This window comes from Agreia bicolorata, from assembly GCF_000938265.1.
Taxonomy (GTDB): Bacteria; Actinomycetota; Actinomycetes; order Actinomycetales; family Microbacteriaceae; genus Agreia; species Agreia bicolorata.
In genome coordinates, this window is sequence record NZ_JYFC01000002.1 from 131,123 (window position 1) to 145,879 (window position 14,757).

General features: G+C 68.0%; 13 protein-coding genes. 7 read left to right on the forward strand and 6 right to left on the reverse strand.

Annotation, left to right across the window (positions count from 1 at the left end; all coding sequences use genetic code 11):
* The first annotated feature begins 16 nt into the window (after positions 1 to 16).
* Both TZ00_RS04170 and TZ00_RS04175 read left to right on the forward strand, forming a co-directional pair.
* Positions 17 to 2,065, forward strand: a complete 2,049-nt coding sequence (locus TZ00_RS04170) for a PTS fructose transporter subunit IIABC (RefSeq protein WP_044439566.1) — start codon at positions 17 to 19, stop codon at positions 2,063 to 2,065.
* 51 nt (positions 2,066 to 2,116) lie between these two features.
* Positions 2,117 to 2,386: an HPr family phosphocarrier protein gene (locus tag TZ00_RS04175; protein ID WP_044439568.1), complete on the forward strand. Its 270-nt coding sequence runs from the start codon at positions 2,117 to 2,119 to the stop codon at positions 2,384 to 2,386.
* Between the two features lie 85 nt (positions 2,387 to 2,471).
* Here the strand turns inward: TZ00_RS04175 and TZ00_RS04180 are convergent, their stop codons facing one another.
* The 3 genes from TZ00_RS04180 to TZ00_RS04190 form a co-directional block, all read right to left on the reverse strand.
* Positions 2,472 to 3,113: a winged helix-turn-helix transcriptional regulator gene (locus tag TZ00_RS04180; RefSeq protein WP_044439570.1), complete on the reverse strand. Its 642-nt coding sequence runs from the start codon at positions 3,111 to 3,113 to the stop codon at positions 2,472 to 2,474.
* 5 nt (positions 3,114 to 3,118) lie between these two features.
* On the reverse strand, positions 3,119 to 3,562 hold the full coding sequence (locus tag TZ00_RS04185) for a VOC family protein (RefSeq protein WP_044439572.1): 444 nt from the start codon (positions 3,560 to 3,562) through the stop codon (positions 3,119 to 3,121).
* A gap of 98 nt (positions 3,563 to 3,660) precedes the next feature.
* Positions 3,661 to 4,638: an aldo/keto reductase gene (locus TZ00_RS04190; RefSeq protein WP_044439573.1), complete on the reverse strand. Its 978-nt coding sequence runs from the start codon at positions 4,636 to 4,638 to the stop codon at positions 3,661 to 3,663.
* 118 nt (positions 4,639 to 4,756) lie between these two features.
* On the opposite strand from TZ00_RS04190, the gene TZ00_RS18665 reads away from it, so the two are divergent.
* Positions 4,757 to 5,452 carry a hypothetical protein gene (locus TZ00_RS18665; RefSeq protein ID WP_052521266.1) on the forward strand — a complete coding sequence of 232 codons (696 nt, stop codon included), beginning with the start codon at positions 4,757 to 4,759 and terminating at the stop codon, positions 5,450 to 5,452.
* On the opposite strand, the gene TZ00_RS04200 is transcribed toward TZ00_RS18665, so the two are convergent.
* Positions 5,449 to 6,522, reverse strand: a complete 1,074-nt coding sequence (locus TZ00_RS04200) for a lactonase family protein (protein ID WP_044439576.1) — start codon at positions 6,520 to 6,522, stop codon at positions 5,449 to 5,451. The two genes, TZ00_RS18665 and TZ00_RS04200, sit on opposite strands and share 4 nt — an antisense overlap.
* 145 nt (positions 6,523 to 6,667) lie before the next feature.
* On the opposite strand from TZ00_RS04200, the gene TZ00_RS04205 reads away from it, so the two are divergent.
* From TZ00_RS04205 to TZ00_RS04220, 4 genes are all read left to right on the forward strand, one after another.
* Complete coding sequence (locus tag TZ00_RS04205) at positions 6,668 to 7,147, forward strand: MarR family winged helix-turn-helix transcriptional regulator (RefSeq protein WP_044440257.1); 480 nt, start codon at positions 6,668 to 6,670, stop codon at positions 7,145 to 7,147.
* Positions 7,148 to 7,245: 98 nt separating this feature from the next.
* The gene (locus TZ00_RS04210) at positions 7,246 to 8,904 is read left to right on the forward strand and encodes a CYTH and CHAD domain-containing protein (RefSeq protein ID WP_044439577.1); all 1,659 of its coding nucleotides are present in this window, start codon (positions 7,246 to 7,248) and stop codon (positions 8,902 to 8,904) included.
* Positions 8,905 to 8,945: 41 nt separating this feature from the next.
* A complete protein-coding gene (locus TZ00_RS04215) occupies positions 8,946 to 9,428 on the forward strand; it encodes a hypothetical protein (RefSeq protein ID WP_044439579.1) in 483 nt (160 codons plus the stop codon).
* 93 nt (positions 9,429 to 9,521) lie between these two features.
* Positions 9,522 to 10,844: a M18 family aminopeptidase gene (locus TZ00_RS04220; RefSeq protein ID WP_044439580.1), complete on the forward strand. Its 1,323-nt coding sequence runs from the start codon at positions 9,522 to 9,524 to the stop codon at positions 10,842 to 10,844.
* Positions 10,845 to 10,901: 57 nt separating this feature from the next.
* Here the strand turns inward: TZ00_RS04220 and TZ00_RS04225 are convergent, their stop codons facing one another.
* Both TZ00_RS04225 and TZ00_RS04230 read right to left on the reverse strand, forming a co-directional pair.
* Complete coding sequence (locus TZ00_RS04225; protein WP_044439581.1) at positions 10,902 to 11,243, reverse strand: hypothetical protein; 342 nt, start codon at positions 11,241 to 11,243, stop codon at positions 10,902 to 10,904.
* Positions 11,244 to 11,267: 24 nt separating this feature from the next.
* On the reverse strand, positions 11,268 to 14,756 hold the full coding sequence (locus TZ00_RS04230) for a bifunctional proline dehydrogenase/L-glutamate gamma-semialdehyde dehydrogenase (protein ID WP_044439583.1): 3,489 nt from the start codon (positions 14,754 to 14,756) through the stop codon (positions 11,268 to 11,270).
* Between the last annotated feature and the right edge of the window lies 1 nt (position 14,757).

Below are 14,757 nucleotides of genomic sequence, written 5' to 3' on the forward strand. Positions count from 1 at the left end.
ACAAAGGAGAACAAGGATGTCTTCACTCATCACCCCCGGGCTGGTGATCCTCGACGAGGATCTCGGCACCGACCGCGCCGCCGTCATCAGGCGCCTCGCCGAGTTGGTCACGGCATCCGGTCGCGCCAGCGACACCGAGGCGCTGTTCGCGGACGCCTGGGCGCGCGAAAGCAAGACCGACACCGGAATCCCGGGTGGAATCGCAATTCCGCACTGCCGTTCGACCGCGGTGCTCGAGCCGACCCTGGCCATGGCGCGACCGGCGCCCGCGGTCGACTTCGGCGCATCCGACGGCCCCGCCGACATCATCTTCTTCATCGCCGCCCCGGATGGCGCAGACCAGGCGCACCTCGTGTTGCTGTCGAAGCTTGCGCGTTCGCTCATCAAGCCCGAGTTTGTGACCGCCCTTCGCGAGGCGCCGAGCGCCGAGGCGATCGTCGAGCTTGTCGATGGTGCGCTTGCCGACGAGCCGGCCCCGGCGGCCGCACCTGCCGCGCCTGTTGCTGCGGCCACAGATGCTCCCGTTCCGGATGCTGCGGCCCGGCCCATCCTCGTGGCCGTCACCGCCTGCCCGACCGGCATCGCGCACACCTATATGGCCGCCGACTCGCTCGTGGCCGCGGCCAAGCGTGCCGGAGCGGAACTGCATGTCGAGACGCAGGGATCATCGAGCGTGACGCCGCTCGACCCGGCCGTGATCGCCAGCGCGGTAGCCGTGGTGTTCGCGGTCGACGTCGACGTGCGAGACAAGGGGCGGTTCGCGGGCAAGCCCGTCGTCCAGTCGCCGGTCAAGCGCGGCATTGACGAGCCCGACAAGATGATCGCCGAGGCCCTCGCCGCGGCCAACGACCCGCAGGCGCGACGCGTCTCGGGAGACGGCGCCGCGGCATCCACCGGCACCGCGACCGACGAGCACGTGGGCCAGAAGATCAAGCGCTGGCTGCTCACCGGCGTCAGCTACATGATCCCGTTCGTGGCGGGTGGCGGTCTGCTGATCGCCCTCGGCTTCCTGCTCGGCGGCTACCAGATCAGCGACCACGCGAAGGACATCATCCTTCAGAACAGCCTCTTCAACCTGCCGGATGGTGGGCTGGGCACGTATCTGGGCGCGGTGGCGTTCGCCATCGGAGCCGCGTCGATGGGCTTCCTAGTTCCCGCGCTCGCTGGCTACATCGCCTACGCGATCGCCGACAGACCCGGTATCGCGGTGGGCTTCACCGCCGGCGCTGTCGCTCTTCTGATGAACGCCGGATTCCTGGGCGGTCTCGTCGGAGGTCTGCTCGCCGGATTCATCGCCTGGGCGCTCGGCCGACTGCAGGTTCCTCGCTGGCTGCGCGGTCTGATGCCCGTGGTCATCATTCCGCTCGTCGGCTCGATCTTCGCATCCGGCCTCATGGTCATCGTGCTGGGCGGCCCGATCGCGCTCCTGATGACCGGCCTCAGCGATTGGCTGTCGTCTCTCACGGGTGCCAGCGCCATTATCTTGGGACTCCTCCTCGGAATCATGATGGCCGCCGACCTCGGTGGGCCCATCAACAAGGTTGCGTACGCCTTCGCCGTCGCCGGGCTCTCGGCGGGCTCGATCACGAACCAGGCGCCCTGGCAGATCATGGCGGCCGTTATGGCCGCGGGAATGGTTCCGCCGCTGGCGCTTGCCTTCGCCACCGTGCTCGACAAGAAGCTGTTCAGCCTCGCCGAGCGCGAGAATGGCAAGGCCGCGTGGCTGCTCGGCGCCGCGTTCATCTCGGAGGGCGCGATTCCGTTCGCGGCCGTCGACCCGCTGCGCGTGATCCCCGCCGGAATCGTGGGCAGCGCCCTCACCGGGGCGATCGTGATGGGCACCGGCGTGACCTCGCAGGCGCCTCACGGAGGCATCTTCGTGTTCTTCGCCATCGGCAACCTCACCATGTTCATCGTGGCGATCCTCGCCGGAACAATCGTCTCCGGCCTGCTCGTCGTCGCTCTCAAGCGCTGGGTGCGTCGCCGACCTGTCGAGGGCTCCGCTGTCGGCGACGCCGCACAGTCTTCGACCGCTCGTGTGGGCTCCCCTGTAGCGGCCCGCTGACCCCTTTTCGAATCAACACATTTTCTAATCAACACAGAAACGAGACATCGCATGCCAGAACGCAACGCAACCATCGCCAGCCGCGTCGGACTTCACGCCCGCCCCGCCTCCGTCTTCATCGAGGCGGTCAAGCGCCAGCCCGTGAAGGTGACCATCTCGAAGGGCGGCAGCACGCCGCTCGACGCCGCGAGCATCCTGTCGATCATGAGCCTGGGCGCCGCGAACGGCGACATCGTGACCCTCGCAGCCGAGGGTGACGGCGCCGAGGCCGCGCTCGAGGAACTGGCCACGCTGCTCGAGACCGACCTCGATGCCGAGTAGGCGTCACTGAATGCACTGAAGTGCGGAGAAGGGCCGCTTCGATCGAAAAGGAAGCGGCCACTCTCCGCACTTCAGTGCGTGTGGGTCAGGCAGCGAGGTGGAACGTGCTCGCGAAGCGACCGAGCAGTTCTCCACGACCGCGGAGCACCTCGACCTGGCCGGTCTCGATGGCACGCCGCGGGGCAAGCTCGCCCGAAATGAGTCGATGGATGGCCGGGCCTGTCGCGAACGCGATATCGACGGGCCCCTCGCCGCCCGAGACGTCGAGGGCTGAGCCGTTCACCCTGATGAACAGTTCTGCGTCACCCAAGCGCGCTGCATACGCTGTGGCCGGCAACTCCAGCGCCACCGCCGGCTGGAAGGCCGACCGCAGATCCATGATCATCGACGCGGGCGTGATCACTTGCTCGTCACGCGCCTCGCCCATGGCCTTGAAACCCCACGCGCCGAGTGCGAGCACCACCGGTTCGAGCTCCCGACCATAGGGCGTGAGTTCGTACACGATCACGCGCGAGCGGGGCGCCCGGCGAATCACGCCGGCCGCCTGCAGCTCTTTGAGCCTGGCCGCGAGAATGTTGCTCGGAATGCGCGGAAGCCCCGCGGCGAGTTCGCCGTAGCGGCGCGGTGCGACGAGCAGGTCACGCACGATGAGCAGCGCCCAGCGCTCGCCGATGAGTTCGACGGCGCGCGAGATGCCTGAGTACTGCCCGTAATCTCGTGCGGCCATTGACCTCAGGCCTGCTCGGCCTGCGGGTTCGCGGCGGCCTCCGGGCCCTGCTCCGCAGCGACCGGGTCCATCCAACCGAACTCGATGAGGTTGCCGTCGGGGTCGGTGATCTGGCGCTGATACATGAAGCCGTAATCGGATGCCGGCTGCGGCTCGGTGCCGCCGGCCGCGAGACCGTTCGTCACGGCTTCATCGACCGCGTCGCGGCTGTCAAGGAAGATGGCGGTCGACACTGACGGGTTGACCGCGTTGTCGCCGATCGGCAGCTTCGTGAATGTCTGGAAGAACTCGCGCACCAGGATCATGAAGTAGTTGTGGCCGTCTTCGACGACGACGCACGCGGCGTTGTGATCGGTGAACTTGGGATTGATGCTGAACCCGAGCGACGTGTAGAACGTCTTGGCGCGCTCGAGATCGGTGACAGGCAGGTTGACGAACATCGACTTCATTGTGGAGCTCCTTGAGATACGCGTGGGGTAGCAATGAGTTGATACTTGCAAAAAACAAGTAAGCCGTCAAGAGTCGATTATCGACTGCTTCGAAGAGATCAGAAGCCCTCCGGGTTTCGCGGCGTGTACGGCGAGGTGAGGTGCTCGAGCTCGGACTCGCTCAGTTCTATGTCGAGCGACGCGATGGCATCGTCGATGTGCTTCTGCTTCGTTGCGCCCACGATGGGCGCGGTAACGGCCGACTGCTGGCGAACCCAGGCGAGGGCGACCTGGGCGCGCGCGACGCCGCGCTCGCCCGCGATGCCGGCCACGGCATCCACGATCGCACGATTCGACGAATCGTCAGACGAGTAGAGGGTGGCCCCGAAGAGGTCTTTGCCCGTGCGCTCGGTCTCGGCATCCCAGTCTCGGGTGAGCCGGCCGCGCGCCAGCGGCGACCAGGGCAGCACGCCCACCTTCTCATCGATGCAGAGCGGGTGCATCTCGCGCTCCTCCTCGCGCTGCAGCAGGTTGTACTGGTCCTGCATCGAGACGAAGGGCGTGAGACTGTTCACCTCGGCGACTCGCTGCGCCTTGGCGAACTGCCACGCCCACATCGACGAGGCGCCGATGTAGCGCACCTTGCCTGACCGAACGAGGTCGTGCAGGGCGGTCATCGTCTCTTCGATCGGGGTCTCGGCGTCCCAGCGGTGGATCTGGTAGAGGTCGACGTGGTCGACGCCGAGGCGCCGCAGGCTGTCGTCGATGGCCGACATGATGTGCACCCGCGACAGGCCCCCGCGGTTGGGCGAGTCGCCCATGCGACCGTGCACCTTGGTGGCGATCACCACGTCGTCGCGCTGGGCAAAGTCGGCCAGGGCGCGGCCCACGATCTCCTCGCTCGAGCCGTCGGAGTAGACATCCGCCGTATCGAAGGTCGTGATGCCCTGTTCGATGGCCCGGCGGATGAGTGGGCGGCTCGTCTCCTCGTCGAGGGTCCAGGCGTGGTTGCCGCGATCGGGCGTGCCGAAGCTCATGCATCCGAGCACGACCTCGCTGATCTTCATTCCGGTGTTGCCGAGGCGTGTGTAGCGCATGGTTCGAGGTTACTGCGAGGGTATGGATCTGGGCCTGCGCCCCTACACTTTCACCGCCCCGAGTGAGAGACCGCGGCCGTCTGAGTGCGCTCGCCCGCCGGCCGCTAGGGTCAGTCGGATGAAGGCAGTGATTCCCAGGATCGTCGCCGTCGTGTCGATCGTCGGCGCCGCGGCGGCCGTCGGTGCGCTGCTTGTGCGGTGGATCGGTTATGCGACGGGAGGCGCCATCGACGTCTGTGGATCCGAGCGATGGACTCCCTGGACCGTGCAGTACGAATCGACCGGCTCGACTCCGGTGACGGTTGGATTCGGTCTCACCCCTCTCGGGTTGAGCTGCTCTTCGGGTGGCAACGTCACGTATCCCGACGAGCCGCTCGCCTCGCACCTTGTCGTGCTGGCGCTGATTCTCGTTGTGCTCGCCGTCGCGCTGCTTGTGAGCCCCGCTTCGTCGCACCCGCGATTCTTCGCCTGGACTGTGGCGATCTCGCTGTGCGCGGCGGGCGTCGCCGTGCCCGCCGGACTCGGCACCGCCGCGTACGCGATCTCGTTCGCGAAGGCAGGATGGATCGACTGCGGGGTTCCGCCGGTGGTTGTCGTCGGGCGTGGTGCCATCGAAGCGGTCCATGCGTGGTTGACGGTGTTCTCTGTGGTTCCGACCGGACCTCTCTGCACGTTTGCTTCCCCAGCCGGCGATGTCGCCGTGTTCGAGGGCGATGTGGCGTTCGGCTCCGTCTTTGTGGTCGCGCTTGCTGTCGCTGCGGCCTTCGCGATCCTGGCGGCCCGATCGAAGCGGAACTCGGCAGGCAGGCGCTAGCGGGCGAGCACCAGGCAGGTGGGGGAGCCGACCCCGAGTGAATCGACGGGCTCGCCGATCAGGCCGGTCGCGGCATCCAGTGCGAATGTCGTGACCTCGTTCGAGCGCTCGTGGGCCACGCGCAGCAGCCCGTCGTGAACCAGGTGGTGCCTCGGCCAGTCGCCGCCCGACGGCGATGCCTCGAGTGGGTGCGCGCCCTCGTTGTCGATGCTCAGCACGGCGATGCGGTTCGAGCCCCTCACACCCACATAAGCGCGGGTCGAATCGGCCGACAACTCGATGTGAGCCGCCGTGTCGCCCTCGGCCGCGCCGCCCTTGATCGCCGGGGTCTGGTGCACGACGTCGAATCCTGCGTCGTCGTTCGGCGCGAGCGTGAACACCTCGACCGAGTATTCGGTCACGACCAGCACTCGTCCGTCCTGGTGCAGCGCGAGGTGCCTCGGCCCGGACTCGAACGGCAGCGTCACGAAGCCCGCCCGCACGAGTCCTCGAAGGGGGTCGTGGGTCCAGATGCGCACGACGTCGAGTCCCAGGTCGGTGGTGAGGATGCGTCCGTCGGGCAGGGTGAGGCTCGCGTGGGCGCGCGAGGGTCGCGCGGTTCCGAGCGCCGGATACGCGGGGTTGCGGTGGGCGTGCGGGTCGCGCGCGGCGGGGGCGATCGTTCGCGAGACGATGCCGCCCCGGCTGTCGAGGCCGAAGAGGATGACTTGGCCGTCGCCCCAGCAGGTGACGATCGCGTAGCGTCCGCGCGGGTCGACGGCCACGTGGCATCCGGCATCGCCCGTCGACCAGGCGTCACCGAGAGGCTCGAGGGTCGGGCCGAGCCCGTCGGTCTCCGCGTCGCCCACCTTGTAGGCCTGCAGAACACCGGCGGCCTCGAATACGGCGTAGAGGACGGGCGCCGTCGGGTGTGTCGCGAGGAATGACGGCGAGGCAGCCTCGGCAGCGGTGCCGAGCGATTCGAGGGGGCGCCCCACGGCGGCGTCGAGCAGCTCTATGCCCACGCCGGAGCCACCGGAGTCGGAGGTGTAGGAGCCGGCCCAGAGGTAGGTACGCGCGTCGACGGTCACGGGACAATTCTGCCGCACCGGGGCGTGTTCGGATCGTGACCGCGCTTCGAGCTGCCTTCGCCTGCGATGTGACAATGTAGTTGTTGCTACAAGTAATGTGCGTCTACTTAGTTGTAGCGTCAACTATTCCGATAGAATGGTCGGCATGAGTGAGGATGTCTGGCTGAGCGATGATCAGCAGCGTGCCTGGGTGCGGTTCATCTCCGTGGTCGAGCGACTTCCGGGGGTGCTCGACACCCAGCTGCAACACGATGCCGATCTCACCCATTTCGACTACTTCACCCTCGCCATGCTCTCGGAGGCTCCGAACAGAACGCTCCGCATGACCGAGCTCGCCGCGGTTACGAACGCTAGCCTGCCTCGCCTCTCGCACGTCGTCTCGCGTCTCGAGAAGCGTGGTTTCATCGAGCGCACGCCGTGCCCTGGAGATCGTCGGGCGACGAACGCCCAGCTCACGGATTCGGGCTGGGAGAAGGTCGGCGCGACCGCACCAGGTCACGTCGGCACGGTGCGCGACTACGTGATCGACCCGTTGGATGAGCAGGACGTGGCAGACCTGCATCGCATTATGGGCAAGATTCTGGGGAAGCTCGACCCCGAGAACAGGTTGCGCGTGCAGCGCTGACCTCGGTCGGCGACAATGGTTACCGGTGCGGACTTCTGCGCCCGGTGTGCCGGTCGCAACTGTCCGTGCCGGCGACAGTCAGCCACGATGGAGGACCCATGAAGCACACCAGCCAGGTCGAGATCGAGCGCAAATACGACGTCGATGAGAACTCACTCGTTCCCACATTCACGAGCGTCGACGGCATCGAGAGCGTGTCTGTCGATGACGCCGTGCAGCTCGAGGCGGTGTACTACGACACCGAGACGCTCGATCTTCTTCGCAAGCGCCACATCGTGCGCCGCCGAGAGGGCGGGGGCGACGAGGGGTGGCATATCAAGCGCCCGGCGGGAGAAGGTCGCACGGAGCTGCACTGGCCGCTCGACGTCGACGCGGCCGATGCGTCGTCAGACTCGGTGCCCGATTCGGTTCTCGAGCCTGTGCGCGCGATCGTGCGCGATCGCATCCTGACCCCGCTTGCCCGCATCTCGACCCGGCGCACGGCGACGCATCTCATCGGCGCGGGCGGCGAGGCTGTGGCCGAATTCGCCGACGATCAGGTCACGGCGTCGGATGTTCGGGGCGGGGCCGTGCGGGCCTGGCGCGAGTGGGAGGTGGAGCTTCTGCCGGGCGCGCCCGACAGCGAAGAAGAGCGGACGGCCCTGCTCGACGCCATCGAGGTCGCCGTGCTCGCCGAGGCCGCCACCGTGTCGTCGTCGCCCGCCAAGATCGCACGTGCGCTCGGTCACGACTCGCTGAGCGACGCGTTGAAGGATGCCGTGGAGTCTGATGCTATCGAGGCTCAGCGCACAAGTGTCAGTTTGAGTCCCAGTGCGCGCCCAGCGCCCACCTCCGAGTTGACGTCGAAGAGTCCCGCCGCCGACGTGATCGTCGAAGCGCTGCGCGAACTGGTCGATCAGCTCGAGCAGCTCGATCCTCAGGCCAGGGCCGATCAGCCCGATTCCGTGCACCAGATGCGCTCCGTCGTTCGCCGGCTGCGCAGTGTGCTCGCGGCGTACCGTCGGCTGTTCGACGACGAGCGGGTGGCATCGCTGCGCGATCAGTTGCGCACCCTGGGGGGAGTGCTCGGCACGGCTCGCGACGCCGAAGTCCGCGCGCAGCTCGCCGACGACGAGCTCTCAGAGCTGGGGCACCGCACGAGCGACGCCTCGCACCGCCGTCTGGTCGAAGGATCGCTCGAGGACTACCGTCAGGCGCATGCCGCGGCACTGCGCATGCTCTCGAGCGCGGCCTACTATCGGCTGTTCGATGATCTCGACGACTTCGTGGCGAATCCGCCCCTGTCGGCGCTGGGCGAGAAGCGCACCTCGATCAAGGTCGTCGCCGCCAAGGTGATCGCGAGCGAACTGGCGCGCCTGCGAAAGCGAGCAGGCGCGGCCGCTTTCGCCGGGGCATCCGGATCGGGCGGCGATGTCGACGCGCGTGGTGACCGGGCGCTGCACAGCGCCCGCAAGGCGGCGCGCCGACTTCGGTTCGCCGCTGACGCGGTGTCGAAGGGAGGCACAGCCGTGCTCGGCAAGAAGTACCGGCACATCTCCCGCGAGGCCGAACGGGTGCAGGATGCGCTCGGCGATCACCGCGACAGTGCGCTGTTCGTTGAGCATCTGCTGCTGAATTCCAACCGCGCCCATGCCGCCGGCGAGGACACCTTCGTCTACGGTGCCATGACGGTTCGTGCGCAGAACAGAGGGGCGGCTGCGCTCGATGATTCTCCGAAGGCGCTCAAGCGTCTCGACAGGCGAGCCGAAAGTCTCTGACCGTCGGCTCGAACTCAGGGAGCGAGGGTTAACATGACCGCGTGCCCTTCCTGTCTGATGAAAGTCGCCTCTGGCTCGCCCGTGTGGCCGAGCTCGACGCTGCCGCTGCCGCATCGCCCCAATCGCCGCCTCCAGCCCTCGACCGCATCCGTGCTGTGCGCATGCTCGCGAGTGAACTAGAGAAAGACGCCGCCACTCTGCACGCCGTGCGCGAGGCCCGCGCATCCGGAATAACGTGGGAGGACATCTCGGGTGCCGCAGGTCTCGGTGCGGCGGCCGCGAAGTGGCGCTGGCACGGTACCGACGCCGAGATCCTCGAACGGCACGAGGCAGGCCGCAAGCGCTCGGCACGCCCGAGCAGCGTGCCCACCGACCTGCCGGGCATGTCGGTCTCGGAGGCCGCGGTGAAACTCGGCGTGAGTGCCCAGGCCGTATATCTGCGTGTCAGTCGCGGCCTGCTGCGCGCCGAGACGGTGACACTGCCCGACGGGCGCACGTACAAGAGGGTGTTCCCCGACGAGTAGAGACATCGCGTGCAGATGTGGCGGTGCGCTCGTCGCATAGCGACATGAAGAGTTCGTGACTGCACACCCTTGCTCGGGTGGTTGGATTGAGTCATGGACTCCAGCACGACCGACGCGTATATCGACGACTTCGCCCGTTTCATCGAGGCATCGCCCAGCTCGTATCACGCGGTAGCCGAGGCCGCCCGACGGCTCGACGAGGCAGGGTTCTCGCGGCTCGACGAGGCGAGCGACTGGCCCGCGGCCGGCGCCGACGGCGGGGCGGCCAGCGCCGAGCCCGCCGCATCCGCCCGGCACTATGTGGTGCGCGACGGCGCGATCATCGCGTGGCTGCGGCCTGCTGAAGCCACGGCCACGACGCCGTTCCGCGTTCTCGGATCGCACACCGACTCGCCCGCCTTCAAGCTCAAGCCGAAGCCCACGATCGCGAACCGCGGATGGCTGCAGGCCGGCGTCGAGGTCTACGGCGGCCCGCTGCTCAACTCGTGGCTAGACCGAGAACTCGAACTCGCCGGTCGGCTCGTCACCCGCGATGGCGTCGAGCATCTCGTGCGCACGGGGCCGTATCTGCGCATTCCGCAGCTGGCGATCCACCTCGACCGCGAGGTCAACTCCGGCCTCACGCTCGACAAGCAGCGGCACCTGACCCCCGTCTTCGGCGTAGGCCACGCGGGCGATCTGCTGGCCCACCTCGCGCACCTCGCCGGTGTGCCTGCGTGGGATGTCGCCGGCTACGACCTGCTGACCGCCGACACCCAGGGGCCTGCTCGCTTCGGCAAAGACGGTGAACTCTTCGCCGCCGGGCGCATGGACAACCTGTCGTCGGTGTACGCGGGACTCGTGGCGCTGATCGCGGCTGCCGATGAGACGCAGGCGGAGCAGGAGCACATCAGTGTGCTTGCCGCTTTCGATCACGAGGAGCTCGGCAGCGAGTCGCGCTCCGGCGCATCCGGCCCGCTGCTCGACGACGTGCTCAGCCGTATCGGGGCCGGTCTCGGCGCCACATCGAGCGACCGTCTGCGCGCGTACGCCGCATCCTGGTGTCTGTCTGCCGACGCGGGCCACGCGATTCACCCGAATTACCCCGAGCGGCACGATCCCGTGAACACGCCGATCGCGGGCGGCGGTCCGTTGCTGAAGATCAACGCGAATCAGCGCTACGCGACGGATGCGTTCGGTGCGGCCCTGTGGGCGCGCGCCTGCGAGCGGGCCGGTGTGAGCTACCAGGAGTTCGTCTCGAACAACGCGGTTCCGTGCGGATCGACGATCGGACCGCTGACGGCGACGAGGCTCGGAATACGCACGGTCGACGTGGGTGTTCCTCTGCTGTCGATGCACTCGGCGCGCGAGCTGTGCCACGTGAACGACCCGGTGGCGCTGTCGGCCGCGGTGGGAGCGTTCTTCGCGGGGGCGTAGTCACCGTTCCCTGAGCTTGTCGAAGGGGCTCCCTCCGACCGGCTCCCTTCGGCAAGCTCAGGAAGCGGGTGTTCCGTGTGCAGCTCGGAGGATGCGCGCTCCTCGCACGAGACGCCAGATCCCGAAGGGCACCAGAACCAGGCATAGCACCTTCACGAGCGCAGGCTCCAGTTTCACCGCACACCAGATGCCGACCGCGATGATGGCCGCTCCGGCGACCATGTTGAGCACTCCGCCGATGCTCCATTGCGCTGTCAGAAGGGCCACGGTCGCGTCGAGGATCCGGTCTGCGAAACCGAGTCCGAGTGCGCTGGCAACGATGTAGACGACGAGTGCTAACAGCGGAAGTGCCGCAGCGCAGATAAGGGCGATCAGGAGGATGGTGCCCAGCGCGTCCACGGACTCAGCGTACCCAACGGGGTGCTAGATCAGACTGTCGCTCAGGTGGTTCGGTGTGCCGAAGCGGTGCGCCGTGATCGACACCGCCTGCTCGTGCAGGAACGGCAGCAGCTCGACGCGGCCCGACTCCGTGACCTCGCCGGCGTACACGGCGAGATCGGGGCGTCCGCCCGTGGCGATCGCAAGCTCGCCGGCAGAGGCACCGACCAGCCGGATCGTCGCATCCGCCATCGTGTTCGCCCGGGCCAACCACGCCTCGTCACTCTCGATGCGCATGGAGAGGCCACACTCGGCGACGGCGGCGCGCAGCTGCGCGGGGAGCGCGACCGCGGCCGACACCTCGATCGGCGCGCCCGAGACGAACGCGGCGGCCAGCACGCGAACGACGGATGCGTCGGTCGCGTCGCTGCCGAATCTTACGGTCACGGGGCGCGGAACGTAGCGGAACACGTTGCGCTCTGCGCTGAGTCCGGAGACGTCGCGGGCGGTGCCGAACTCCGACGCCCACGCGGCGGCGTCACTGGCGGCGGCCCGACGAAGGCTGCCGAAGTCGTCGGCGCTCAGCTCGGTCGCGGCAGCGTCGATGAGTCGACGAACCGAGGCATTGGACACGGGTGCATCGGCATGGCTCACGGCCGTCTGCCACGATCCGAGGCCGAGCAGGTAGTTCGGCCCGCCGGCCTTCGAGCCGGGGCCGACGACCGACTTCTTCCAGCCGCCGAACGGCTGCCGGCGCACGATCGCACCGGTCGTTCCGCGGTTCACATAGAGATTGCCGGCCTGGATGCGCGACAGCCACACGCCCAGCTCGGCCGAGTTCAGCGAGTGCAGCCCCGCGGTGAGGCCGTAGTCGATCTCGTTCTGGATCTCGATCGCCTCCTCGAGCGTCGCTGCCGTCATGATGCCGAGGATCGGGCCGAAGTACTCGGTGAGGTGGTACTCGGATCCGCGGCGCACTCCTGCGCGAACGCCGGGGCTCCACAGCGCGCCGCTGTCGTCGAGGCGCTTCGGCTCGACGAGCCACTTCTCGCCCTCGCCCAGGGTGGTGAGGCCAGAGAGCAGCTTGCCCTTCGCCTTCTCGATGATCGGTCCCATCTGCGTGCTCGGGTCGGCCGGGTAGCCGACCGTGAGCGACGACACCGCATCCACCAGTTGGGTGCGGAATCGGCGCGAGGTCGCGACCGAGCCGACGAGGATCACGAGGGATGCGGCGGAGCACTTCTGCCCCGCGTGGCCGAACGCCGAGGCGACCACGTCTTTGACGGCGAGGTCGAGGTCGGCCGACGGCGTCACGATGATGGCGTTCTTGCCGCTGGTCTCGGCGAGCAGGGGCAGGTCGGGGCGGAACGAGCGGAACAGCTCGGCCGTCTCGTATCCGCCGGTGAGGATCACGCGGTCGACGGCGTCGTGCGCGATGAGCGAGCGGCCGAGGGACTGGTCGGCGAGCTGCACGAGGCGCAGCGCCTCGCGGGGGACTCCCGCCTTCCATAGCGCCTCGACCATCACGGCGCCGGAGCGGCGGGCCTGACGGGCGGGCTTGATGACCACGGCGGAGCCCGCCGCGAGGGCGGCGAGGGTGGAGCCGGCGGGGATCGCCACGGGGAAGTTCCACGGCGGAGCGACGACGGTCAGCGTGGCCGGCACGAAGGTGGCGCCATCGACGCTGTCGAGCTCGCGGGCGCGCTCAGCGTAGAAGTGGGCGAAGTCGATCGCTTCGGAGACCTCGGGGTCTGACTGGTCGAGGGTTTTTCCGGTCTCGCTGGCCATGACCTCCATCAGGTCGGCGCGCGACAGGGCGAGTTCGTCGCCCGCGCGATGCAGCACCTCGGCGCGCTCGGCGCCGGAGAGCCGACCCCATGCGGTGCCGGCCGTGGCAGCAGTCTGGATGACGGCATCCAGTTCGTTCTCGTCGTGCACGATCGACGCGGCGATCGTGTCATCGCCCAGCAGCGACGACGGAACGCGGCGCAGGATTTCGAGGCCCCACGCGCGGTTCTGCGGCAGCGCGGGGTCGGTGTCGGGGGTGTTGTCGAAGCCCGTGTGCGAGGTGGCGGCATCGGGAACCTGGCGGTTCTGCGTGCGGTTCGGCGCCGGCACGGCGTCGTCGAGCTCGGCCAGCGATGCCTCGAAGCGCTCGCGCTCACGGGTGAACAGTGCCTCGTTCTCGCTGAGTTCGAACACGGCCGACATGAAGTTCTGCTGGCTGGCGCCCTCCTCCAGGCGGCGGATCAAGTACGCGATCGCCACGTCGAACTCCTGCGGGTGCACGACCGGTGTGTACAGCAGCAGCGATCCGACCTCGCGGCGCACGGCCTCGGCCTGCCCCTGCGCCATGCCCAGCAGCATCTCGAATTCGAGGCCGTCGGTCACGCCGCGCTTCTGAGCGAGCAGCCAAGCGAAGGCGATGTCGAAGAGGTTGTGTCCGGCGACTCCGATGCGCACGTTGTCGATGCGGTCGGGGTGCAGGGAGTAGTTGACGACGCGCTTGTAGTTGGTGTCGCTCTGCTGCTTCGACGACCAGGTGGCAAGCGGCCAGCCGTGCAGGCTCGCCTCGACCTCCTCCATGGGCAGGTTCGCGCCCTTGACGATGCGCACCTTCACGCCGGCCCCGCCGGCGGCACGGCGAGCGGATGCCCAGTCCTGCAGGCGGATCATTGCCGACAGGGCGTCGGGCAGGTAGGCCTGCAGCACGATTCCGGCCTCGAGCTCGTGAAAGCGCGGGTCGTCGAGGATGCGCATAAAGACCGCCATGGTGAGGTCTAAGTCTTTGTACTCCTCCATGTCGAGGTTGATGAACTTGGCCGGCGTCGCCTTTGCCGCGCGTTCGAACAACGGGGTGAGGCGTTCGACGATGTGGGCGACGGCTTCGTCGAATGCCCAGGCGGAGTGCGGGGCGACGGTGGAGGAGACCTTGATCGACACGTAGTCGACGTCGTCGCGGGCGAGCAGGCGGTGGGTGCCTTCGAGGCGTCGGGCGGCCTCGGCCTCGCCGAGTACTGCCTCGCCGAGGAGATTGACGTTGAGCTTCGTTCCCTCGCCGTGGCTGCGCAGCTTCGCGATGGCCGAGCCGAGGCGCGCATCGGTGGCGTCGATGATGAGGTGGCCGACCATGCCGCGCAGCACCTTGCGGGCGATCGGGATGGCGATGGCCGGCGCGATGGGAGCTGCCAGGCCGCCGAGACGCACGGCGCTCTTCAGATACCAGGGCAGGAATGCCGGCACGTCGGGGGCGAGCGCGCGCAGATTGCGCGCGGCCACACCGAGGTCTTCGGGGCGCACGACGCCGTCGACGAAGCCGACGGTGAAGTCGAGACCCTTGGGGTCTTTGAGAACGCCGGCCAGGCGCTGTGCCGATGCGTCGGCGGGAATGACCGCGGCCTCGGTGAGCCAGCGGCGCACGAGGGCGGTGACCGCCTCGGGGGTGGGGAGGTCGGCGGTGACGTGGGCGGGTGGGCGGGTCGCGGCGTTGGGGGCCTCGATTGTCGCTTCCGGGTTAGAGGCAATGTCGGTCATG